This window comes from Actinotignum schaalii (assembly GCF_028864145.1).
GTDB lineage: Bacteria > Actinomycetota > Actinomycetes > Actinomycetales > Actinomycetaceae > Actinotignum > Actinotignum schaalii_B.
Window position 1 is genome coordinate 17,104 of record NZ_JARBHJ010000012.1, and the last position, 23,334, is coordinate 40,437.

General features: G+C 53.9%; 20 protein-coding genes and 1 pseudogene. 15 read left to right on the plus strand and 6 right to left on the minus strand.

Annotation, left to right across the window (positions count from 1 at the left end):
- The first annotated feature begins 349 nt into the window (after window positions 1-349).
- The gene (locus PWJ82_RS03840; protein WP_274735436.1) at window positions 350-2,836 is read left to right on the plus strand and encodes a glycoside hydrolase domain-containing protein; all 2,487 of its coding nucleotides are present in this window, start codon (window positions 350-352) and stop codon (window positions 2,834-2,836) included.
- On the opposite strand, the gene PWJ82_RS03845 is transcribed toward PWJ82_RS03840, so the two are convergent.
- Window positions 2,830-3,264 (minus strand): hypothetical protein, encoded by a 435-nt coding sequence (locus tag PWJ82_RS03845; RefSeq protein WP_274734620.1) that lies wholly within the window; start codon window positions 3,262-3,264, stop codon window positions 2,830-2,832. The genes PWJ82_RS03840 and PWJ82_RS03845 overlap by 7 nt on opposite strands.
- A gap of 256 nt (window positions 3,265-3,520) precedes the next feature.
- Complete coding sequence (locus tag PWJ82_RS03850; protein WP_274735438.1) at window positions 3,521-4,009, minus strand: ClbS/DfsB family four-helix bundle protein; 489 nt, start codon at window positions 4,007-4,009, stop codon at window positions 3,521-3,523.
- A 107-nt stretch (window positions 4,010-4,116) separates the two neighbouring features.
- Between PWJ82_RS03850 and PWJ82_RS03855 the strand changes: the two genes are divergently transcribed.
- Together PWJ82_RS03855 and PWJ82_RS03860 are read left to right on the plus strand one after the other, a co-directional pair.
- On the plus strand, window positions 4,117-4,689 hold the full coding sequence (locus PWJ82_RS03855) for a P27 family phage terminase small subunit (RefSeq protein ID WP_169768480.1): 573 nt from the start codon (window positions 4,117-4,119) through the stop codon (window positions 4,687-4,689).
- A gap of 80 nt (window positions 4,690-4,769) precedes the next feature.
- Window positions 4,770-5,138 (plus strand): annotated as a pseudogene (locus PWJ82_RS03860) (S-adenosylmethionine synthetase N-terminal domain-containing protein); the annotation flags it as partial.
- Window positions 5,139-5,326: 188 nt separating this feature from the next.
- On the opposite strand, the gene PWJ82_RS03865 reads toward PWJ82_RS03860, so the two are convergent.
- The 4 genes from PWJ82_RS03865 to PWJ82_RS03875 all read right to left on the minus strand — a co-directional run bounded on the left by PWJ82_RS03865 (window position 5,327) and on the right by PWJ82_RS03875 (window position 11,153).
- A complete protein-coding gene (locus PWJ82_RS03865) occupies window positions 5,327-5,629 on the minus strand; it encodes a type II toxin-antitoxin system RelE family toxin (protein WP_274734614.1) in 303 nt (100 codons plus the stop codon).
- An 808-nt stretch (window positions 5,630-6,437) separates the two neighbouring features.
- Window positions 6,438-9,656, minus strand: coding sequence for an InlB B-repeat-containing protein (locus tag PWJ82_RS03870; protein WP_274735439.1), 3,219 nt, complete (start codon window positions 9,654-9,656; stop codon window positions 6,438-6,440).
- Window positions 9,657-10,323: 667 nt separating this feature from the next.
- On the minus strand, window positions 10,324-10,443 hold the full coding sequence (locus tag PWJ82_RS09585) for an LPXTG cell wall anchor domain-containing protein (protein ID WP_274734587.1): 120 nt from the start codon (window positions 10,441-10,443) through the stop codon (window positions 10,324-10,326).
- Entirely contained in the window at window positions 10,440-11,153 is a 714-nt protein-coding gene (locus PWJ82_RS03875) for an InlB B-repeat-containing protein (protein ID WP_274734585.1), read from the minus strand. The genes PWJ82_RS09585 and PWJ82_RS03875 overlap by 4 nt, the downstream gene beginning before the upstream one ends.
- Before the next feature lie 147 nt (window positions 11,154-11,300).
- Between PWJ82_RS03875 and PWJ82_RS03880 the strand changes: the two genes are divergently transcribed.
- The 12 genes from PWJ82_RS03880 (at window position 11,301) to PWJ82_RS03935 (ending at window position 23,190) form a co-directional block, all read left to right on the plus strand.
- Entirely contained in the window at window positions 11,301-11,585 is a 285-nt protein-coding gene (locus tag PWJ82_RS03880; protein WP_274734583.1) for a hypothetical protein, read from the plus strand.
- A gap of 89 nt (window positions 11,586-11,674) precedes the next feature.
- Entirely contained in the window at window positions 11,675-11,893 is a 219-nt protein-coding gene (locus PWJ82_RS03885; protein ID WP_274734581.1) for an acetyl-CoA carboxylase, read from the plus strand.
- An 84-nt stretch (window positions 11,894-11,977) separates the two neighbouring features.
- The gene (locus PWJ82_RS03890) at window positions 11,978-12,439 is read left to right on the plus strand and encodes a phage holin family protein (RefSeq protein WP_274734579.1); all 462 of its coding nucleotides are present in this window, start codon (window positions 11,978-11,980) and stop codon (window positions 12,437-12,439) included.
- A complete protein-coding gene (locus PWJ82_RS03895) occupies window positions 12,439-13,257 on the plus strand; it encodes an N-acetylmuramoyl-L-alanine amidase (RefSeq protein ID WP_274735440.1) in 819 nt (272 codons plus the stop codon). Before PWJ82_RS03890 ends, PWJ82_RS03895 begins: the two co-directional genes overlap by 1 nt.
- Window positions 13,258-13,789: 532 nt before the next feature.
- Window positions 13,790-13,999 (plus strand): BlaI family transcriptional regulator, encoded by a 210-nt coding sequence (locus PWJ82_RS03900; RefSeq protein ID WP_102201753.1) that lies wholly within the window; start codon window positions 13,790-13,792, stop codon window positions 13,997-13,999.
- A gap of 46 nt (window positions 14,000-14,045) precedes the next feature.
- Complete coding sequence (locus PWJ82_RS03905; protein WP_274735442.1) at window positions 14,046-15,296, plus strand: recombinase family protein; 1,251 nt, start codon at window positions 14,046-14,048, stop codon at window positions 15,294-15,296.
- Window positions 15,293-16,870 (plus strand): recombinase family protein, encoded by a 1,578-nt coding sequence (locus PWJ82_RS03910; RefSeq protein ID WP_274735443.1) that lies wholly within the window; start codon window positions 15,293-15,295, stop codon window positions 16,868-16,870. The genes PWJ82_RS03905 and PWJ82_RS03910 overlap by 4 nt, the downstream gene beginning before the upstream one ends.
- A gap of 85 nt (window positions 16,871-16,955) precedes the next feature.
- Window positions 16,956-18,743: an ABC transporter ATP-binding protein gene (locus PWJ82_RS03915; RefSeq protein WP_016458321.1), complete on the plus strand. Its 1,788-nt coding sequence runs from the start codon at window positions 16,956-16,958 to the stop codon at window positions 18,741-18,743.
- Window positions 18,740-20,488 (plus strand): ABC transporter ATP-binding protein, encoded by a 1,749-nt coding sequence (locus PWJ82_RS03920; RefSeq protein WP_016458320.1) that lies wholly within the window; start codon window positions 18,740-18,742, stop codon window positions 20,486-20,488. Before PWJ82_RS03915 ends, PWJ82_RS03920 begins: the two co-directional genes overlap by 4 nt.
- Window positions 20,489-20,523: 35 nt before the next feature.
- Window positions 20,524-21,123, plus strand: coding sequence for an MptD family putative ECF transporter S component (locus tag PWJ82_RS03925; protein ID WP_016458319.1), 600 nt, complete (start codon window positions 20,524-20,526; stop codon window positions 21,121-21,123).
- Window positions 21,116-21,802, plus strand: a complete 687-nt coding sequence (locus tag PWJ82_RS03930; protein WP_040427455.1) for an energy-coupling factor transporter transmembrane component T family protein — start codon at window positions 21,116-21,118, stop codon at window positions 21,800-21,802. Before PWJ82_RS03925 ends, PWJ82_RS03930 begins: the two co-directional genes overlap by 8 nt.
- Window positions 21,799-23,190 (plus strand): ABC transporter ATP-binding protein, encoded by a 1,392-nt coding sequence (locus PWJ82_RS03935; protein WP_016458317.1) that lies wholly within the window; start codon window positions 21,799-21,801, stop codon window positions 23,188-23,190. The genes PWJ82_RS03930 and PWJ82_RS03935 overlap by 4 nt, the downstream gene beginning before the upstream one ends.
- Window positions 23,191-23,334: the final 144 nt, after the last annotated feature.

Here is a 23,334-nt window from a genome sequence, read left to right on the forward strand (position 1 = left end):
CTTGTTCCCACGCCAAGTTACGGAACCAGTCGAGGAATCGGTTAGGGGGCTGGGGCCTCGAATCTCTACAACCTTGCCGAAGGTCAGCGGGCGGGGCCAACCGTGCGCAAAGTCCCCGAATCAAACAAGGTATTAACACTTCGGGCTTCGTCGGCAGTACCAGTGAGGGGTGAAATCCCGCTGAGTGTTGCTCGGTTTTCTTGCGCTTTGTCCGTCCGGATTTGGGTTTCCCAGGGACGTACAGGTGAGGGCAAAAAACTCGGAGCTTCTCATCCGGTGTTCTGGATCCCTCTCTGGCAGGTGTTCGCCTGTCTTGAGTTAACAAACTGGTTTCTAAAAAGGAGGAATCATGACAGATCAAATGGTGCTAAAAACACAGCAATGGCTCAATCGCACCTATAGGAGCAAGGCTGGATTCGGTTCAGTCGTAGAGGACGGATATACCGGCTGGGGCACGGTCAACGCTTTGATTCGGGCCCTGCAAATCGAGCTGGGTATTACGACAACGGCGAACAATTTCGGACCGGGAACTATCAGTCGCTTCCAGTCTCGGTGGCCTAACGGCATCCACCAGCAGGATGACGGTGCGCAGGAGACTTCTAATGTGTACGGCATTATCCAAGGTGCTTTGTGGTGTAAGGGATATTCTGCTGGTGCCAGCGATATCACTACGCATTTCTATAGCGGAACTGGAAAGGCCATCAAACAGCTTAAGAGCGACATGGGCATTGGTGGAGATTCCACTGTGACGCTCGACGTCATGAAAGCGCTGTTGTCAATGCAGCAATTCGTCCTGCTTCGCTCTTATGGGGGCATTTCAGCGATTCGGCAAGCACAGCAACAAATCAACCAACAGTATCGCGCTTATACCGGAATCATCCCAACCGATGGACTCTACGGTCGGGAAATGAACACTGCTCTGATTCAGGTCTTGCAAGCCATTGAAGGATTTAGCCCTGCGGAAGCCACAGGTAATTTCGGCAATGGCACCAAAGCGCGTCTAACAATAGTTACACCCAGCAATGCGGCAAGTTTACCGAAGTGGGCTTGGCTAGCTCAGGTTGCTCTAGTGTGTAACCGGATTTCTCCCGATATCTATCCTTCTGCACAAACCGCACTGTCAACGTTCGTTCCGCAATTCCAAGCAAAGTATCAGCTCCCACGAAGCGGGGTGGTCGACTCGACTACATGGATGAGCCTGTTGACCTCGAAAGGTGATCCGAATCGCGCCTGCAAAGCATGCGATACACGCTTCGAGATTACGGCTGAGCGACTCAACCTACTTAAGGCGAACGGCTATGAGATTGTGGGGCGTTACCTGACTGAGCCGAATCAGGATTCAAAAGATCCGTCTGACTATTTCAAAGCAATTCGCCCCGGAGAACTTGAACGCATCACCAACGGAGGAATGAAGTTCTTCCCGATTTTCCAGGAGTACTCAACCAAGCTTCGACACTTCACGCGGGAAAACGGCGCTCGGCACGCGACGCTCGCAAGGCAAGCAGCCCAAAGACTTGGCATTCCGGGAACGTATATCTATTTCGCAGTTGATTTCGACGCGACCGACCCCGAGGTCACAAGTCACATTCTTCCGTATTTCCAGGGTGTGCGTGGAAGCCTGGGAGGCGGATACAAAGTAGGCATCTACGCCTCGCGTAACATTTGTAGCCGCATCATTAAAGCCGGCTACGCTGGAAGCGCGTTCGTCTCGGACATGTCTACAGGATTTTCTGGCAACCTTGGCTTCCCTATTCCTGACGATTGGAACTATGACCAGTTCACTGAAATCAGTGACTACAAGGGTGCTGGTTTTGACCTAGACAGGGTCGCCTATTCAGGACAAGCAGCGGCAGTTGATCATGTTGCTCCTTCGAGTGCCGGTGGCGCTGCGCCCGACACCAGCATTGATTACACCAAGCTGGCTCCGATTGATCTGATCTGGCATTTAGAGAAACGCTTCGAAGAACTTCGTGCCAGTGGCAAGGTTGGAAAAGACTACGTTGCGGGTTCTCATGGTGCGGGAACGCGGATTGCCGTTCCGACTTGGCGTTGCATCCTCAACTATTTAGCAAAAGCCTACCTGCGTGACGGTGGTAGTGGATCTGCGGTGAATTGGTCCGTGTCTGCCGAAAGTTTCAGGAGTGCTGACGCGAGCGTACTCGAGAAGGACGCTGTAGGCAAGAAGATCATCGCTGCCTTGAATCGCTATATTGATAACACGTGGCGGCAATCCATGACCGACAAGACCGGAGAATCGGTTGATCTGGCGCATCTGGCGGCAACAACACTTGGATACACCAACTGGAATGTTATCCCTGATGCGTGGACTGGCTGGGCCGGAGACCTAGCTACTGCCATGGAGAATATTCAGAAAACACTTGAGTGGAATCCCAGTGCGAACCTGGATCAGGTGGCCACAGCTCTAATCGGTCAAGGTAACGATTACCGTCAGCATCCTGGCTTGAAGGGGCTAGTACTTGACAAGAAAAACGACAAGGGAAAATGGGAATCGGTAGGAAACAACTGTAACCGTGACGATCTCTGCTGTGACGGAGATGCCATCGTTATCGCTAACACGCTAGAAAACGGCAATGATTCCAACGCTCATCTTTTGTCAGCAACATTGCGAGAGTACTACAACAATTCCAGCAAACTAGCCAACAGATTCAAGCAGATTGGCTGGAGCTTGGGGGCGAATAATTCCACTGAGGCGTATCAGAAAATAAGTGAATATGCCGACTTGGATAGCGCCGTTTTAGGATGGTTCCTGGCTGGATACGTCAAGGAAGAGATTCGTTTAACAGCTTGCCGAAAGCTAGCTGAATTCATCTACTGATAATTGATTTGGTCTTTTCCTTGGTGGGGCGCTTGGGTAAAAACGCTAAACCCAAGCGCTACACCACCAACAACAAGAGCGCCGATGGCGGGAACGGAAAACTGGCTCAGCAGTTGAGAAAAAGAATCACTATGAACTAACGACCCAACACCATCGAGTGAAAAGAGAAAAGCTGAGAGTCCGATAAAGGCTCCTGCTGAAAGTTGCAACGCGCGGGCAGATTGAATACCGATGATATGTTTATTGAAAAGCAGAAGAAGGATCGTGAAACACACATACATGATTGGCATCAATAAGAAGACCACAAAAAATCTCTGATCCTGATCCTTGCACCGTTGAAAGATGGCGGCGAAAAGCCACGCGCCGACAAAATATGCCAGAGCGGATGCAAGAAACACAGATATTTTTTTGATGACCAGTCCCTTCAACTTTTCGCTACACATTTTGATAAGGCAACGGCATCAGGAGTTGTATGCCCCAATAGGTTTCATTCTACAAGAAGGGTTTCCCTGCATTGCTATGGATAGCGCTGATCGGGGCGGATGTCGCGTGAATGCGGGCACGAGGCCTAGTGCGTTGAACCCGACAGTCACGAAAAGGCGCACGGGAGCGCCTATACCAGAGGCTCCCGAGTATCTGTCTGTGGTGTACAGCGTGGTAAGAAGCTACTGGGGGGCGGCTTGGTTATGGGGTTGTTCTGGCGGCTTTCTGGTGGGCGCGCAGTTTCTTAATGGCCCACTCGTAGTGGCTGGGTGCTGCTGACACCAAGTAGGAGCCCAACGAGGTGGCTCCTGTCCACGAGAAGTGTTTCTTGGTGAACAGCTCCTCATCGGTGAAGCTTTCGATGAGCTCGATGATCTGCGAATGACTCGAGGCCAGCATCTCCTGTATGTCACCCAGTGGCGTGTCTTGGTATTTCTCCCAGATTTCCGTATTCAGTGCTGGCGTGGTTCGCCACGTGTGAGGTGCGGGCAGGAATGGCTGGGCGGTCCCGTTTTGATTAGCGTCAACGAAGTCGAACAGCATCTTTTGCCACGCGTATAGGTGGGCAAGGACATCGCGTAGATTCTTGTCTCTGCCCCAGTGGGGTTCAGGACGGTCGAAGTCAGCACCGAAAAACAGGCTGACCTTTTCTATCTCTGGTCGCATGGAGTCAATCAATGCTTGCAGCACATCCCATTGGGAAGTGGTTGCTTCTAACAGTTCCGTTTTCGTTTTCGCTCGACCCATACCTAATTGCAACACAAGACGGCACGAAATTAGTAGAGGAGGCTTACGCCGTGGCGAAAGACGGAACGAACCGAGGCGGACGCCGCGTCCGTGCGGGAGCAAAACCCGACCCGCTGAACGAGAAGCTCGCCGCAGGCCGCCCAACCACACGGCTTGAGGATCCGATGTCTGAGCCGTTCGACTTTGAAGGCTCAGACATCGGAGACGGTGCGGTACTTTCTGGTGAGACCATGCCTGAACCATCGGATTATCTCTCCGACATTCAGCGTGATGGTAAACCGCTCGGCGCTGACCTCGTCTACCGAGAAACATGGCAATGGCTCGACCAGCGCGGCTGTTCCCAGTTTGTTGCACCGCGCTTGATTGAAGCCTATGCGCAGGCATTCGCGCGTTATGTGCAGTGTGAACAGGCGATCTCCAAGTTCGGCCTGCTTGGCAAGCATCCGACTACGGGCGCAGCTATCGCGTCTCCGTTTGTGGCGATGTCCCAGTCTTTTGGTAAGCAAGCGAATGTGTATTGGTATGAGATTTACGAGATCGTGCGCGCCACCTGCACCACCGACTACTCGGGCACAGCTCCTGGTGATGACGTGATGGAGCAACTGCTCAAAGTCCGCTCCTAAAACAATCCTTTTTCTTTCGCCTGCCTGTGTTTGACGGGCGGGCGTTTTTTCGCCCCTTTTTGATCTGAAAGTGAGTGTGTATGTCTACGACGAAGACTGCTGAGGCCGTGTGTATCGGCCATCCCGATAAGCTCTGCGACCTGATCGCCGACACGATCCTTGATGACATTCTCTACGAGGACCCCGCCGCCCGCGTTGCAGTAGAAGTGATGGCATCTGGCCACAGGATCATTGTGACTGGCGAGATCACCACCACTCACCGGCCGCGTATTCGTGAATCGGTGCGTTATGCGCTGGTGAAGGCGGGTTATGTGCCGTGGCGGTTTGTGACCTTCGTGTGGGTACGTCGTCAGTCCCCAGACATCAACGCAGGAGTCTCCAAGTCCTTGGAGGCTCGCTTCGGGGACACGAGTGAGTTTGCGTTGCAGGGCGCTGGTGATCAGGGCACCGGAATGCCGCCTATGCACGCAACAAATAGGGTGCATACCACAGCTAACAGGCGATTCTTCACTATTCCTCCTCCGGGATGCAAATACACCCAGAAGAATTGTAAAACGACTAGCTCCAAATCGCCATAAAACCTATTGTTGCCGATAGCTACGAAGGCCGTCAGAAACCGCGGACTGATCAGCTATCGCTAGCTCTGGCCCCTTTTATTTTCATAAATTTTATCCCTGCGACCAATCGAAAAACCCTCGATCGTAACAACGTCGTCGTGGATTACTGCGAGAATCCGGTATGACCCTACTCGATAACGCCACCCACCCGAGCGATTTGCGGTCAAGCCCTTTCCAAAAGCGCGCGGATCAGCACAACTATCAAGATTATTTTTAATCCAGGTAACAAGGATCCGGGCATCAAACCGATCCATTTTCTTCAACTGCTTACGAGCCCGCGCAGTTAACTCGACACGATACGCAGAACCTTGAGCATTCCTCATGAGAGCTCTTGCAAGCCAACATAGTTGTCCGATCCTTTGGCGGTAGCCATAATGCTACAGTTGCGCTAAGCAGAGCCAGCATACCTATCACTCCTGCTAGCCAGTCTATTTTCGCCCATGGTGGAACTGGGGCACCCATATCGGCCGCATATACTCCGGCACCGAAAGTGATAAAGAAATACACCAAGCACGCAAGAGACACCAGCCACAACGCACCAATTGTCACCTTACCTAAGCGAAGAACAAGGTTAGATCTAGCTAGCAATACGAAGACACTTACAAGAACCGCAAACGCAATAACGAACGGAACCCCAGGTAGGGGGAGAACCAAAACAGCAACCACGAGTGCAGGCCAAGCCGCGAGCACAATACGATCATCAATAGAAGTCACCGGAGATCATGGGGTGTCCTGGGTTTTAGGTTCAGGTGGCTTGAGTGTTGTCCATTGATGGCCTGCCGGTTGGTGGGAAGAATGGATGAATGGTGAAAAAGTTCAGCAAGCATACTCCCAAGCCGGTCGATCACAAGCGTTCGTCGAACAATAGATTCAAAGCTTCATAACCCCTCATCAAACCCCAAAAACAACGCGCTAATACTCACAATTCAGACATTATCCTCTAAATCACGAGTGGCGGTGGTTAATTAAGCTCACGAAGCACTCCCCCCACCACAAGAACCTTAGGAAATTTTGCTTTGCAAAGAGCAGAAGCAGTTCCTTACTTCCATATTTACAAGTTTCTTGAAAATAGCGAAACCGCCCATATTCACTGTTCATATGGGCGGTTTCGGCTACTTTAACTTCTCAGTTTTAGTGCTTTTCGATTTTCTTCCTACCAGCGATTAGCAATACGCCGGCTGCAAGAATCATCGCTGGAACTTGATACGGTATCCCAGCATATCCAGTGTTCGGGAGCTTCCCGGGCTTAGGGGAATTAGACGCTATAACGGCGCCATTACCATTCTTGTTGCTTCCACCATTCGGGTTATCAACCGGGATCTTCTTCCAAACAGCCTTCACAACCGTGTCACCGTCAACGGTGATCTCGGTACCCGGCGCTACTTCCTGACCATTAACCTCCCAGGCTTTAAATTCCTGGGTGTCATCCGGAGCAGTAAAGGTGTTAGGCAACACCGTGTAGTTACTGCCCTTGTCCACAGTTGCACCAGTCATTGTTCCGCCGCCACCGTTAGCGTCGTAAGTCACATTGACCTGGATTTTCTGCCAAACGGCCTTCACCGTGGTGTCCTTGTCAACGGTGATCTCGGTACCCGGCGCTACTTCCTGACCGTCAACTTCCCAAGTCTTAAATTCCTGGGTGTCATCCGGAGCAGTAAAAGCATTAGGCAACACCGCATACTTACTGCCCTTCTTCATGGTCGCAGAATCCATACTGCCGCTGCCACCGTTAGGGCTATAGGAAACCGTCACCTCGATGTCCTGCCAGACGGCCTTCACCGTGGTGTCCTTGTCAACGGTGATCTCGGTACCCGGCGCTACTTCCTGACCATTAACCTCCCAGGCTTTAAATTCCTGGGTGTCATCCGGAGCAGTAAAGGTGTTAGGCAACACCGTGTAGTTACTGCCCTTGTCCACAGTTGCACCAGTCATTGTTCCGCCGCCACCGTTAGCGTCGTAAGTCACATTGACCTGGATTTTCTGCCAAACGGCCTTCACCGTGGTGTCCTTGTCAACGGTGATCTCGGTACCCGGCGCTACTTCCTGACCGTCAACTTCCCAAGTCTTAAATTCCTGGGTGTCATCCGGAGCAGTAAAAGCATTAGGCAACACCGCATACTTACTGCCCTTCTTCATGGTCGCAGAATCCATACTGCCGCTGCCACCGTTAGGGCTATAGGAAACCGTCACCTCGATGTCCTGCCAGACGGCTTGAATAGTAGTGTTTTCCTTAACAGTGATTTCAACGCCTGCAGCGTACTCAGTTTCGCCTATCTTCCAGGTCCTGAACTTTTCGTTTGCAGGGGCGGTAAAAACATTATCCGAAATCTTGTACTTTGAGCCCTTGTTGAGTTTCTTGTCATCCATATTGCCGGTGCCGCCATTGCGGTCGTAGCTAACAGTGGCAGTTTCGAGCTTCTTGGTTGCCGGATCTGAATCGAGCGGATCGGTGTCACCCTCAAGCCCACCATTATCCTTAGCAGTTGCCTTGATGGTTCCACCGACTTCGATGTCTTCAACTTTCAGAGTAATCACACCGGTGTTCGCATCAACCGTGGCATTATCGGCTGTCCAAGTGGTCTTACCGGAAGTTTCGTCTACGGTTCGCGTTGCGGTGACGGTCTTATCGTTACCCTCAGCATCTTTATAGGTAATCGTGTATGACGCCAAGTCAGTATCTTCACCCGGGTTTTCATAGGCAGGCGGAGTAATAGTTACTTCACCCTTATCCGTATCTACCGCAATCGCCGGAGATTCAGGTTTTATATTTTTGACTAAGTCTTTTGCCGGGAATTTAGTTACGTTATTTTCGCTACCGGGCTTTAGTTTATAGGTTCCATCAGGATTTTTTACATACACCGGATTGAAGTTACTATCCCAAGTAACTTCCACATCATTAGGACTGATTATTGTAACGTTTCCATCTTTATCAAACTCGATAAACGCAGGATCGTCTAAATATCCAGTTCCATCGGGGAGTTTAGATACGCCATTTACCGTATTGGCATCTCGAATAGCTTTATCGATGGCTTCTTTATCGGCATCCGTTAATTTGTGAGGATCTCTCACGGCGACTTTGTCGGGGGTTGTTACTACCGGCTCAGACTTCGCGCAAGAACGGAACTTATGTGGCTCTTTGACAACGATACCGAACTCTCTTCCGAGTTTTAAATCATCATTATTGATTGGGAAAGTAACTGTTGTGCCGTTAACGGATACTGCTTGAGACATCTCTTGTGAGAGAGATTTGACCACATTACAGTTTCCACCTTCGCAAAAATTATTGTAATCTTGCCTGTCAATGTTTTTGACAAAATAAAATTTCGTACCTGCGGCAACCTCTTTATCAAGTGTAACGATGATCTGTCCGTCTGTTACCTGGACTTTTTCTATTGTCGGAGCAGCAGATTTTTCCGTTACTGTTTTGATTTTTAGCTCCGTAGCTTCAACTTTCCCGGAGGTTGATCCATCGGTATAGGTCACTTCATAGTAGGCATGGTCCGTGTAATCGATAGAGAATTTAACACTCTTAAAGTTTTGCGCAATGTCCGGATTGGCGCTCTTCAGCATTTCAACAGCTTCTGCTTGCTCATCGTCACTTACAAGGTTGGCGTTCGTTTGTTCAATCCAGATTTCGCCGGCGGGCATTGTGAGCGTTGTCTGAGATGCCATTGATGGCTCAGCATCTGCGGTCACCACAGAAGATGTATCGCCACCCAAAGTTTGATAGGCCGTGACGGTGTCGCCTGCTTCAACTTTAATGTTGTTAGGTAGATTTACCGTCCAAGTAGTTCCAGTTCTAGGGGTAACGGAAACAGTGGCTTTTACGTTACCACCCTCATCTTTTAGGGTCACATATATAGTCCCTCTAACTATCTTTCCACCAACTCTAGCTCGGTGTACATTACCGCCAGAAATAGTTGTGGCATCGTAAAATACCTTGTCAATGGTCGGTGCCGGTATAGTTGATTGACGCACGGGTTGATCAATAATCTCCGGCCCAAGCCCTAGTCCATCGCCAGCCTGGGCATCAGTTTCGACTTCTGGAGTGCTTCCTGGCGCCGTGTTGACGCTTTGTTCGTCAGCCTGGGAGCTAATCTGTAGATCCTCGGCTTGAGCCAAAGCCTGGGCATCAGTTTCGACTTCTGGAGTGCTTCCTGGCGTCGTGCTGACGCTTTGTTCGTCAGCTTGGGAGCTAATCGGTAGATCCTCGGCTTGAGCCAAAGACGGGCTCGATAGCGTGAAACCCAAAGCGCAGACCAAGGTTACTATCAGTAATTTTCTAACAATATGAGCTGGTTTATGCAGCGCTCTGCCGAAAGCACCGGGTATGTCCTTAAGATCGAACATTAGACCTTCCCATCCAGTATACTAGCTGAACTTATTCCCCTTAAAAGTACCACTACTTCATCCAGAAACCCAGCCCGTTGAGCTCAGGTAGGTGGTTACAGCTACAGGAATATAGCTAAACAAATAAAGCAGATCAGCTAGAATTTCAATATACATATTTATCGATATAGAAATTTCTATACTTAATTAACTGTTTTTGGTAATCAAATAATTCATTAACGGTGATTTGGAATGAATGTCTACGAAAAAACGTGAGAAACTTTTACTGCGTAATTTAGAAGGTCTAGCTTCGGGCAGTTACTCCACGACCACTCTAGGTTATAGATCTATCCTGTGAAACCGCAAAGTTTTTAGCAACTCGCACACTTTTGGCGGATAGACATATTTTTGTAGCTTGCTTCTCGGAGTCTTCCGGCCTCCTAGAAATCTAACAAACTGTGCCGAGCCAGCGATAAGTCAAATACCTAACCAGGAAGACTTCCGAAACCAATAAAGCGGATTATAGGACAAAAAGGTGCACCCTGCTAGAAAAGTTCTTAGGCCCCAACTAATTCGGCATACTTAGTGTCTTCCCATTACCCCCTCACCTACTCGTTGGGGCTAGCGCCCCCGAAAAATTTGGCCTGCCACTCATAACAAGTGGCAGGCCAAAAAGGCTTAACAAAATTTAGGCGTTACGACGGCGAAACAGCCACCCGGCAGCAACACCCGCCGCCACGAGAGCTCCCGCACCGGCAAACCCGAACGAAAACTCGCCACCAGTCTTAGGCAGCTTCTTCACCTTCACCTCAGTAGGCTGCGTGGTGGGCTGGACACTAGGCTCTGCGGTAGACTCCGTAGCGGGCTGACCACTAGCCTTTTCCCTTTCACATACACGGTTACATCAGCATTGATAGGTGCAGTGAAATCAAAGGCGGTAGCGAAGGTGTTATCGGTGTACCAGCCCTTGAACTCCCAGTCTTTCTCAGCCGGATCCGTCGGATACAGATCCGTCGGATCCGCCGGTTCTCGTGCGGTTCCGCCCTCAGCGACCTTTTGATTAGGAACGCGGTAACCATAATCGCCCACATTAAAACTCACGGTGTAACCCTGGTTGATTTCCAGGGTAACGGGCATCTTAAGCTCATGACCCACAGCACCGAGACCAGTCTTGTAATTGTAAGTCACTTCGGTGACGCCCTCATTAACCTTAATCCGGCCGAATTGTCCTATAGTGGCTCCAGTTAAGTCAGTTACCATGTTGCTATCAAAGTCAAGGTAATCCGCCAATTGGTTCAAAGGTATGAGACGAGAGTCATCATCCACAGGAAGAATCACCGTCTTTTTTTGATTACTGAAGCTGACGTCCTGATCCAGTCTGAAGTTGTTGGTCAAGTCAAGCATCCCCAACTTGTTATTGTCTAAATAAAGGTGCTTCAGGAAGGTGTTTTTCGACAAATCTATTGACGTCAACTGATTGTTACGTACATCAAGCTCTTCCAGGGCAAAATTATCCAAGACGTTAATATACGTCACCTGGTTATTGCTGGCGTCAACCTTCGTCAGGTTGGGGAAGTAATTCAAAGCGTGCAAGTTCTTGATTGACTTTCCACTAGCATCGATAACAGTGACGGCAGCTGCCTCAGATCTCTGCAGGATGCCATCGTGATTAGTGTCAAGCTCGGTAGATACGTAGGTGCGGAAGTTATCGTCTCCGAAGTTATATGTGTGAAGGAGGCGATTGCTCGGTTCGGGGAAGACGAATACGACCTCGTCACCGCCTACGCCACACTCGACGACAACGGCCGTCCGCTGTTCACAGAAGATGGCACGTTCGTCCTCGCCAACCCTGAGAAGGCCAGTGAATTCCTCGACGCACGTACCGAGTTGCTGGCCTCGGTTGCGGAAGTCTCCGGTCCCACCTACGACGGCCACGACAAAGACGTGTAAGCACTTCTCGATAGCTATGACGGTGAACTATCCGGCATGGCGGCAGAAGCCTACGACGTCCTCTACGACGCGATCACCAAGGACAACCAATGACCACCGAAGAAGAAAACACTGAGTTGACTGAATCAGTCGACGACTCGAACCCAGATGAAGATGAGGTGCAGTTGCCGATCGTCCCGGTTAAATCTGATGCCACGCCCGCACCACCAACAGAGCCCATCAAGGCCCAAACGCTACCGGCTGCTCAGGTCGCTTCGATTGATCTAACGGTGCCGATTTTGGAGGTGCTCACCGACCCAACTATGTAACTCGCTGCGCTGCAGCACATTGTGATGCCTTCACCCGATGTGGGTGTGGGCAATTTTTTATGCCCACAGACAGGAATCATTCCCATGTCTCTTCACGCCATCTGGCACGCCATCCAAACCGGAATCGCCGGTGTCGGTGCCTGGCTCGCCGCCTACCTCGGAGGACTCGACGGACTCGTCTATGCCCTGATCGTCTTCGCTATCGCCGACTACATCACCGGCGTGCTGGCCGCCATTAACGAGCGCCGCCTCAGCTCGTCGGTTGGTTTCCGAGGTATTAGCCGAAAGATCCTCATCTTCACCCTCGTTGGCTTGGCCCACCTCATCGACGTCCACGTCCTCGGCGCACCCGGCGTGCTACGTGCGGCGGTCATTTTCTTCTTCCTGTCCGACGAAGGCATCTCCCTCGTAGAAAACGCCACCCGCCTGGGCCTGCCCGTCCCGCAGCAAATGCGCGGGGCTTTGGATGCGATCGCTAACCGCGCCGAAACAAGGCCCTCACTGACCGAACCCTCAACCACCGAAAACACAAAGGAGATTCACTGATGAAGAATTGGAACACGCTTGAGGCCGACATCGACCTCATCATGAACAAGCACTACACCCCCGGACGCAACGGGCGAAAGATCGACAAGGCCATCATCCACCACAACGCAGGCAACCTCACCATCAAGGGCTGCTACGACGCGTGGCAAACCCGTCCTGCTTCCGCCCACTACCAAGTCCAAACCGACGGACGCATAGGCCAGCTCGTATGGGACCGGGATACCGCCTGGCATGCAGGAAACTTTGCCGCCAACACCACCAGTATCGGCATCGAACACGCCGACATGACCAGTGATCCATGGACTGTATCCGAGGCGTGCCTTGATAACGGTGCACACCTCGTCGCGGCCGTTTGCAAGTTCTACGGTCTCGGCCGACCCCAGTGGGGGAAGAACGTGTTCGGGCACAAGGACTTCTCTGCTACGGCCTGTCCGGCATCTCTTGCTGGCTCCCAGCACGCCGCATACATGGCTCGCGCCCAGTCTTGGTATGACCAGATGATCGGCACAGCCCCGGCACCAGCTCCTGCTCCTGCAGCACCGAACATCGACGCATTGGCTGACGCTGTCATTCGTGGCGAGTACGGGAACGGTGATGAGCGTAAGCGTTGCCTCGGAGCCAACTACGCGGCTGTCCAACAGCGAGTCAATGAGAAGCTTTCTGGCAACGCGCCAGCGAAGCCTGCTGGGCCCAACATTGATGCCCTCGCTGACGCCGTGATCCGTGGCGAGTACGGCAATGGTGAGGAACGTAAGCGCCGCTTGGGCAACCTCTACAACGCGGTCCAAGCGCGAGTGAACGCCAAGCTCGGCTACTAAACACCCGCGCCACGTCGGAGCGACTGAGCCCCGTCACCACTGTGACTTCCCAATCCTCGGGAAGCCGGTGGTGGCGGGGCTTTTCGTCGTTTCATGGACGGATTTAACAATCGGGGGTTTGTCGGCAGTGGGGTGAAGGGAGTGACCCCACTGTGAATGATTTTGATGAACAACGTATCCGTAACCTGCGCACGGCGGGCTGGGGGTATAAAGCGATTGCCGAGTTTTGCGCCCTGACTCGTGACCAGGTCCGCTCGTACTGCACAACCCGAAACCTTGACGCCGCTCCGGTGATGGTCGAGCGCGTGTGCCAGTGGTGTGCCAACCCTATACAGGGAGCAGCTCGGGCTAGGTTTTGCTCGCCCGCCTGCAGGCATAAAGCGTGGCGGCATCGACAGAAAACCGAGCCTGCGCGCGAGCAGACCTGTACGCACTGCGGACGCCGCTTCGCGATCGTGGACAAACCAGGTCAAAAGTTTTGCTGTCACGCCTGCTATGTACGTGCCCGATTCGGCACCCGTGGCGGACAACCATGAACACGCTCGCCGCTCCTGTTGATCAACTGGCCCAACCTGACGTGTTCGCCCGAGAACTCGCCTTCATCACGGACTCTCACACGTTGAGCGTGCTGGCGGGGCGGGGCGTGCTCACGCCCGCAGAGTATCAGCGTGCTCACCGGTTGTTATGGAAGGCGTGGACGCCGATCTATCAACCATCAATAGTGGGCGAAACGACTGGATAAACACCTGGTTTAGAGCGTGTATAGACCTAACGCGAAAGGAGAAAACGTGGCACACATCAGTGTGGTGACACCAGTTCGGTCGCCTGCCCCGAAACTGGTCAACGTAGCAGCATACGCGCGGGTCTCAACCAACGGCACAGAGCAGTTAGCATCCCTATCGGCGCAGGTTTCGTATTACTCGCGCCTGATCCAATCCACACCCGGATGGGCCTACGTCGGCGTGTTCACCGATGAGGGTATTACGGGTAGGTCAACAAAATCCCGACAAGGCCTGGCCGATCTGATGGACGCAGCCAGGAGTGGGGGTGTCGATATTGTGTTGTGTAAATCAATCTCACGCCTAGCCCGCAACACTGTCGACCTGCTCGCTACGGTCCGTGAGCTGAAAGACCTTGGCGTGGCCGTACGGTTCGAACGCGAACGCATCGACACCCTTAGCGCTGACGGGGAACTGCTGTTAACCTTGCTGGCCTCGTTCGCCCAAGAAGAATCACGCTCGCTATCCCAGAACGTGAAATGGGCAATCCGCAACCGATACAAGAGCGGGGGCACAAACTCCTTCGTTGTCTATGGATACAAATGGGCAGACGGCCAGTTCACCATCATCGAAGAGGAAGCCAAGATCGTGCGCTTACTGTTTGCGAATTTCTTGGACGGGATTAGCCCGGAGAAAACCGCGACGATGCTCAATGCTGAAGGTAAACGCTCTCGGGGAGGGGGACGGTTCTACGGGTCCGTGTTTCGTCGCATGCTCGAAAACGAGCGCTACAAGGGCTGCCAAATGCTACAGAAAATGTACCGCCCCACAATCCAAGCACCCACATGTGCGCTCAATGACGGGGAGCTGCCGCGATACTGGGTCGAGCAAGCCCTACCACCAATCATTGACGAGGTGATGTTTGACGCGGTGCAAGCAGAAATCGCGCACAGGCGTGAGGTGGGTCCGGCGGCGACCCCGTCAAAGAACACGGGCGTATTCACCGGGCGGATCTGCTGCGGCGCGTGCGGGAAGAACTATCAACGCAAAACCCGCACCTACAAGTCTGGAACCTCGTATAAGTTTTGGCGCTGTTGGAGTGCCTGCACCGGGAACGGAAACCCCTGTAGGGGGCACAACCTGCGCGAAACGCTCCTCGAACACGCCTGCGCAGACATGCTCGGCACCCAGGGTTTCGATCCTGTCCATGTTGCTGAGCAGGTCGTGATGATCGAGGCCTTCGAGCATCAGCTCACCTTCCACCTCGCGGATGGAACCATGATGCCGGTGGGGTTAACCAGTGAGGGGTGGTTGGCATGAGTCGCACGGTCACAGCGATACCCGCAACAAAGAAGCTTCGATCTGCCGCAGCCTCATCTGGTGTACCAGCACACAGGCGGGTGGCCGCGTATGCGCGAGTTTCCACCGAGATGGAAGAGCAAACCTCCTCCTACGAGGCTCAAATCGACTACTACACCACCTACATTCATTCCCGTAATGATTGGCAGTTCGCGGGCATGTACTGCGATGAGGGCATCTCTGGCACCTCTATGAAACGTCGCGAAGGTTTCCAAACCATGATCGATGACGCCCTGGCAGGCAAAATCGACCTGATCCTCACCAAGAGTGTGTCCCGGTTCGCACGCAACACCGTCGACTCGCTCACTACCGTGCGCAAGCTCAAGGATGCAGGCGTCGAGGTTTATTTTCAGAAAGAAAATATTTACACCTTTGACGCCAAAGGCGAGCTATTGATCACGATCATGAGCTCACTGGCGCAAGAAGAATCCCGCTCGATCTCCGAGAACGTCACCTGGGGGCACAGGAAGCGTTTTCAAGATGGGAAGATTATGGTTCCCTATGCATCACTACTCGGATATAAGAAAGGAGCGGACGGCAGTCTCGTCATCGACGAGACGCAGGCTCCGACCGTGCGGTTGATCTACCAGCTTTTCCTTGACGGGATGGCGATCAGTGAGATTAAAACCGAGCTCGCTGCTCGCAAGATTCTCACCCCGCGCGGGAAAGAAGTGTGGTCAACCTCGACAGTGCGCTCCATTCTATCCAACGAAAAATACAAGGGCGACGCCCTTCTCCAAAAGACGTTCACCACCGATTTCCTTACTAAAAAGATGAAGGTCAACGAGGGCGAAGTACCCCAATACTACGTAACAGGCAATCACGAGCCGATTATTGCTCCACGCATCTGGGATCAGGTGCAATACGAACTCGCTACCCGCCATGCCAACATATCGTCAGCGAAAGTCGGCTTATTCTCCACCCGGCTGAAATGTTCTCAGTGTGGGGCGTGGTATGGGCGTAAAACGTGGGCGTCGAACACGAAATACAAGTACACAGTCTGGCAATGCAACCATAAATACGCAGGCGACAAGCCCTGCAGCAGCGCGACGGTGAAAGACGAGCAGATCAAGGATTCTTTCGTCCAAGCGCTCAACCAACTGATCGCCCGCCGTCCGCAGCAAAGCCAGCTACCGCAGGTGCTTGGCGACATGTTCGATACGAGCCGTTTGGAAGAACAAGCCGCAGCGTGCCAGGCAAAACTTGTGGAACTCACCGAGCAGATCGAGACGCTGATTGCGGAAAACCAGCGGTGTGCGCTCAACCAGGACGCCTACCAAGCCCGCTACACCGAACTCGATACTATCTACCGTAAGACGCTTGCACGTAAAACAAGCCTGGAAGCAGATATCGTAGCGAACACCGCCAAGCACGCCGCCATCACCACAACCCTGAATGATCTGACAGGGGAACCGGTGAGCGAGTTTCACCCCGCACAATGGAGCGCTCTCATCGATCACGCCATCGTCACCGAGGATACGATCCGGTTCGTATTCCGCACAGGTGAACAGGTGAGCATGGCCCTGAAAGAGTGATGCTCGTATCAGTTGACGTGCACGGTTAGGCACACCTCCCAGAAATAAAGTAAGGTTAGCCTTACTTAATAAGGATGGTGTTTACGTGAACGATAGTGTAACGGATCAGGTTGTTGAAGACGAGTACGGGTCGGCGAAGGAAAAATCTGTCGCTGGCCAGAACGCGATCCGTCAGCTATCGCAGCCGGTGAAAGGCAAACTGTTTATCGCGCAGGTTTTGGCTTTTCTCTCTGGTGTGTTGGCTATTGCCCCGTATGTGGCTCTGGTGGAGCTTGGCAGAGAACTTATGCAAGACCAGGTGGACCCGGCGGGGGTGAACTGGATCGTGATGCTCCTCGTCAGCGCATACATGGCCCGGTTGACCTTATATTTTGTTGCATTGGGCGTGACGCATTTTATTGACCTGTCGTTGCGTAATCAGATGCGTCGGCAAATTGCCGCCCGAATGTCGACTGCTCCGCTGTCGTGGTTTACCCGCGAGGGTGAGGGAAAGATCCGCAAGACCATTCAGGATGATACGGCCACGGTGCACACAGTGATCGCGCACGGGCCGATCGAGAAACTGAACGCGATCGTCTCCCCGCTCGCTTTGTTGGCCTATGCATTCGTGGTGGATTGGCGACTCGCGTTGCTGTCGATCGCGACGATCCCGATCTATGTGGGCATGTATGGCATGTCGATGCGCGGCATGAACGAAAAGACCGCGCAAATGGACACCAAGCTCGCCCAAGTTTCGGCAACGATGGCCGAGTTCGTGGCCGGTATCTCAGTGGTGAAAGCGTTCGGCAAGGTCGGCCAAGCACATAAAGCCTATTTAGATGCAGCTAACGAGTTTTCTAAGTTCTACCGGGCTTGGTGTATGCCGCTGGTGTCGATGTCGGTCGCCTCATTTTCGTGGGTGTCAATCCCGGTGTTGTTGATCGTGAACCTTGGCGGTGGCGCGTTGATGATGAACGCCGGTTGGGTGAGCATCTACGAGGTGATAACGACCACGTTGATCGCCTTGGTGCTGCCGGGAGCGTTGATGGCAGTCGCAACCATCGCCTGGTCGTACCAGCTCGCAGGGTCTGCGGCAGTGAGGCTGGTGAACGTCATGGAGCTACCGGCATTGCCTCAGCCCAATGCGCCGCAGACACCACACGGTCATGATATCGAGATTCGGGGTGTGTCGTATGCCTATGACGAGACCCAAGCGTTAGACGAAGTGAGCCTGAGCATTCCGGCAGGCACGGTGACCGCGCTGGTTGGGCCTTCGGGCGCGGGGAAGTCGACGCTGGCGAGTTTGATTGCCCGCTTCGATGACCCGGACGCTGGCACGATCACCATCGGCGGGGTTGATCTAAAGAACATTTCCCAGGACGTGTTGTATTCGACGGTCGCATTCGTCCTGCAAGATGCACAGCTTATTCGCGACACCATTCGAAACAACATCGCTCTTGGCGCGCCAGAGGCGACTTTAGAAGAGGTGCGGCAGGCGGCGCGGGCAGCGCAGATCGACGAGTTCATCATGAGCCTGCCAGATGGTTACGACACCGTGTTGGGGGAGGACACCCACGTTTCGGGCGGGCAGGCAGCCCGTATCGCGATCGCCCGGGCGCTCATGGTTGATGCCCCAGTGTTGGTGCTGGACGAGGCGACGGCGATGGCGGACCCGGAATCAGAATCGAAAATCCAACAAGCCCTATCCACGCTTGCCAAAGGCAGAACCGTGATTGTGATAGCCCACCGACTGGCCTCGATCAGAGGGGCAGTCCAAATCGTCGTCATGGAACGCGGGCGCATTGCTGTGGTCGGTACACACGACGAGCTGTTGGGTAATGCGCACTATCAGGCACTTCTTGCCCAAGGTGCATGCGAGGAGATGACACGATGAACCAACTATTGCTGCCACGCTTTAAGCGTTTGATGGAACCCGCCTCGTGGCGAAACCTCTCGGTCGGCCAAGCGTGGGGTGCGGTCTCAGGACTGTGTCACGGCTTTGCCCTGCTCGCGCTACTCCCCGCAGCAAGTGCCCTAGCGACCGGAATGCCAGTGTGGGGGTTATCGTTTTGGGGATGGCTCATCGCCTTGGCGGTAATCGCGGTGCTGGGCGTGGGCACGGAGTTTTATGGCATGCGCACCGGCTATATCGGGGCCCTCGGATTCATTCACGACGTCCACCAAGCGGTCGGCAACAAGGTAGCCCGCCTACCACTGGGCATGTTCGATTCGGGTAGTTCTGGACGGCTGTCGCGCATGGTCACCCAGGAAATGATGAACTTGGGTGAGTCGGCGGCGCACTTTATTTTCTCCCTCCTCCAAAAACTCTCAGCCGTGCTCGTAGTCACTGTGGGAACCTGGTTCTGGGATTGGCGGCTGGGACTGACCTTGACGATCGCCTTCCCAATCATGCTCGCCTTCCTCCATATCTCCCGCGTGCTTCTTGATAAAGGTAAGAAGGTTTCCGAACCAGCCGAGTCAGAGTTGGCGGCTCGCATGGTCGAATTCGCCACCTGCCAAGGCGCATTGCGCTCCTGTCACGTCGCCGACGACTACCCGGCCCTTGATCGGGCATTCAAACAGGCTGACCGCAAAAGCCGCAAAGCATTGTGGATCGAAACATTAGCGAACCTGATAAACGGAATGTTCGTCCAAGCCCTTGTCGTGGTAATGATTTGGCTGACCGCCCAACTCGCCCTCGGCGGGCAGATGAATGCGTTGAACGCTGTGGTCACCATCGGCATGTGCCTGCGGTTCACCACCATGCTCCAAGACATCGGTGGCTGCATGACCGGGCTGGAAGAACGCCGCCAGCAGATGAATCACGTCGACAAGGTCATGGACGCTCCCGAACTGTCCGAACCCGATGTCTCCACACCGGTGAGCGCTCCTGGTGATGTTCGTTTCGAGGACGTCACCTTCGGCTACGATCCGGACACCCCGGTTCTCCGTGATATTTCCTTCCATGTCCCGCAAGGCGGCATGTGTGCCCTGGTTGGCCCTTCCGGCTGCGGAAAAACCACAATCGCGAGGTTGGTTGCACGTTTCTGGGATGTGCAGTCCGGCAGCGTACGCGTTGGCGGGGTTGATGTGCGCGAGCAGACCACCGAAGATTTGATGCGCCAGGTGTCTCTCGTTTTCCAAGACGTCTATTTATTCAATGACACTCTCGAAGCCAACATTCGCCTTGGCAACCCAGAAGCTACCGATGAAGAAATCAGGTGGGCCGCTGACCTGTCGGGCGTGACGGAAATCGTCAACCGGCTCCCAGACGGCTGGAATTCATTGGCAGGTGCTGGCGGGCGCGCACTGTCAGGTGGGGAACGCCAACGCGTCTCTATCGCCCGCGCCTTGGTGAAGAAAGCCCCGATCGCGCTGTTCGACGAGGCCACCAGCGCGCTGGATGCGGAAAACGAAGCCAACATTGTTGCGGCGATGAACGAGCTACGCAGGCACTCCACGCTAATCGTGATCGCCCACAAACTTGAAACCATTCGCCAAGCCGACCAAATCATCGTCCTCTCCCACGGTGGGCATATCGCCCAGCGCGGGTGCCACGACGAGCTGGTCAACCAGCCAGGTCAATACCGCGATTTCTGGCAAGAGCGCATCAACGCAGCCGGATGGCAACTCGTCTAAACACAGCACTGTTCACAATCGTGAAAGGAATAACTATGTCCACACGCACGTCCTCGCGCCTCAACACGCGCGACTTCATCAACATTGGCGTCTTCACCGCCTTGATGTTCGTCATCGTGTTTGCATTCGGAATGCTCGGCTTCTTCGGTCCGGCCGCGATGTTCCCCGGCTTCTTAATCTCGATCCTCATTAACGGCATTGTCTTCGCTCTATTCACTGCCCGTACGCCGAAGATGTGGGCATTGACAATCATGCTGATTATCATCGAAATCCTCTTCTCCGTGACCGGGCACTGGGTAGGCGGCATTGCTATTGCTATTGTGTTCGGCCTGCTTGCCGATCTGGTCGTCACCAAGGGGCCGAAGAGCATGAAAGTGCGCGTTCCCCTGGCCTACGCATTGTTTATTTTGCCGATCTACGTGTCACCGTGGATGCCGCTATTTATGAACCAAGACGCATATATGTCGCAGATCGCCGAACAAATGGGCGCAGACTACGCCGCCAAGATGGCGCAGGTGGTCACGATTCCGATTCTGCTGGGCTTCTTCGTCGTGATGCTCATCGTTGGCTGGATCGCAGGTCTGATGGGAACTCGGATTGCGCGTAAACACTTTGAACGGGCCGGTCTTGTCTAAACTTCCCGACCCGCGCACCATTATCGCAACGCTCGTCATCGTTTCCACCACGATCTACAGTGCCTACTCGCCGTGGTTCGTGTGTGCTCTGGGCGGATTCGCCGCCGTGATGCTGGCGAGCGTTGCGATCAACCCCAACACGCTCGTGCGCCCGATCTGGGTGGCCGTCTACCTGGCCACGTTTGCGGTCCTCGGCGGGCTCGTCTTCGTGATACCACAGGTGTGGAAGTCAACGGCCGGCGCGTTCCTCGTGGTGTTTTTGCAGTGGATGTGGCGATTCAGTGTCAGCGCAGGAATGGGAGCCTACGCGATCGGCGTGATCCGACCCGCCACCTTGCAAAAAGCACTCGCCGGCTCACGGATCCCGACCTGTTTCACGATCCCAATCTCGGTTGCCTTACGTGTGCTGCCCGTGATCGGCCACGAGGTTAAAGCGATCTCAGATGCGATGAGGCTACGCGGCATGTCCGCGCTTTCCCTGCGCGCGGCCCAGTACTTCACAATCCCGCTGCTATCGACCGTGGTACGCAGTGGGGACGAACTGGCATCGGCCGCCCTCGTGCGCGGACTGGGTGGAACCGCAAAGCCCACCTCAGTCACGGTCGTGAAATTCCGTGTGATCGACGCAGTCATTCTGCTCATCGTTATCGGTTTCGCGATATGGAGAATCGTCCTATGACAACAGCCCAAGCCACCGGCGTCACCTTCACCTATCGGGGAGCAGACCACCCCTCAATCAATGACGCAACCATCACCATCACACCCGGAACCGTCACCTTGCTGTGTGGCGCTTCAGGGTCGGGGAAGACCACCGCGTTACGGCTGTTTAACGGGCTCATCCCACACTTTCACGACGGCGACCTTACCGGAAGCGTCACGGTTGACGACATTGACGTGGCACAAACAGACCTGCCACGCCTTGCCCACCACTGTTCGACAGTGTTTCAAAACCCGCGCACCCAGTTCTACACCACTCACGTGCGTCAAGAACTCGCCTTCGGCCCAGAAAATCTCGGTCGCGACCCGCAGAAGATCTGTGCCCGCATTGACGAGGTTGCAGCCGAGTTAGGTATCGCCGACCTGTTGGAATCCCGCGTCACACAACTATCAGGCGGACAGATGCAACGCGTGGCCTGCGCCGTCGCCATGTGCAACAACACGTCGCTGATTGTCTTTGACGAGCCGACCGCGAACCTGTCAGCTGACGTTATCGACCAACTCGCCATTCTCATCGCCAGGCTCAAAGCCGATGGACACACCATCATCATCGCTGAACACCGGCTGAGTTTCCTTGCCGGGATCGTCGACTGCGTTTACTGTTTCGATAAAGGCAAGATCGCCCTCACCGCAACCGGCGAAGAGTTCTACGCTACCTCGGATGAGGAGCGCAAACAGCTTGGACTGCGATCCCTAGTGCCCGTACCCATGCCGAGCCTGCCCGAACCAGAAGGTGAAGGGCTCACGATCGACAACCTCACCTTCGCCTACCGCCACGGGAAAACGGTTCTCAATGTCGGCCATGTGCTCTTTCCGGCAGGGAAAATCACAGCGCTCATTGGCCCGTGCGGGTCGGGCAAATCAACACTGGCACGGATCGTCTGCGGACTCGAAAAAGCCAAAGGTGCATCCATCACACTCAATGGGCAAAAATTCGCCGGCCGGGACGCCTACCTCGTCATGCAAGACCCCACCCGGCAGCTGTTCTCGGACACCGTTATTGACGAAGTCACGCTCGGCACGACCAAAGCCGAAAAGCAGCACATCGACGCCCACACGATCCTTGAAGAACTCGATCTTGCGGAGCACGAGTCCGATCATCCTCAGGCTCTGTCCGGTGGGCAGCGCCAACGCCTGGTTATTGCTACAGCGCTTGCCGCGAACAAGAAAGTTTACATCTTTGACGAGCCAACATCAGGTGTGGGCTACAAGCACCTTGTCGCGATTTCCCGAGTAATGCGTAAACTCGCCGATACCGGTGCCGTCGTCATTGTCATCACCCACGACGCCGAACTCGTTACCGAGGTCGCCGACCATAGCGTCCGCCTCGACCAAATCAACGCCTGCTAACGCAAACGCTCGCTCAGCCGAAAGAGAGGAAAGCGTTTCCGCAGGTCAGGGCAAACGCGCTATACACTCGCTAACGCAAGCGATTTTCTTGACCCCCTTGGGCCATACTCGCTAACGCTAACACCGACTTATCATTTTCGACGT

Excerpts from the sequence above, each read along its gene's own strand:
- PWJ82_RS03910 (WP_274735443.1), top strand. The coding sequence starts at position 15,293 with ATGAGTCGCACGGTCACAGCGATACCCGCAACAAAGAAGCTTCGATCT.
- PWJ82_RS03895 (WP_274735440.1), top strand. The coding sequence starts at position 12,439 with ATGAAGAATTGGAACACGCTTGAGGCCGACATCGACCTCATCATGAAC.
- PWJ82_RS03885 (WP_274734581.1), top strand. The coding sequence starts at position 11,675 with ATGACCACCGAAGAAGAAAACACTGAGTTGACTGAATCAGTCGACGAC.
- PWJ82_RS03925 (WP_016458319.1), top strand. The coding sequence starts at position 20,524 with ATGTCCACACGCACGTCCTCGCGCCTCAACACGCGCGACTTCATCAAC.
- PWJ82_RS03935 (WP_016458317.1), top strand. The coding sequence starts at position 21,799 with ATGACAACAGCCCAAGCCACCGGCGTCACCTTCACCTATCGGGGAGCA.
- PWJ82_RS03920 (WP_016458320.1), top strand. The coding sequence starts at position 18,740 with ATGAACCAACTATTGCTGCCACGCTTTAAGCGTTTGATGGAACCCGCC.
- PWJ82_RS03890 (WP_274734579.1), top strand. The coding sequence starts at position 11,978 with ATGTCTCTTCACGCCATCTGGCACGCCATCCAAACCGGAATCGCCGGT.
- PWJ82_RS03870 (WP_274735439.1), bottom strand. The coding sequence starts at position 9,656 with ATGTTCGATCTTAAGGACATACCCGGTGCTTTCGGCAGAGCGCTGCAT.
- PWJ82_RS03840 (WP_274735436.1), top strand. The coding sequence starts at position 350 with ATGACAGATCAAATGGTGCTAAAAACACAGCAATGGCTCAATCGCACC.
- PWJ82_RS03865 (WP_274734614.1), bottom strand. The coding sequence starts at position 5,629 with ATGAGGAATGCTCAAGGTTCTGCGTATCGTGTCGAGTTAACTGCGCGG.
- PWJ82_RS03900 (WP_102201753.1), top strand. The coding sequence starts at position 13,790 with ATGAACACGCTCGCCGCTCCTGTTGATCAACTGGCCCAACCTGACGTG.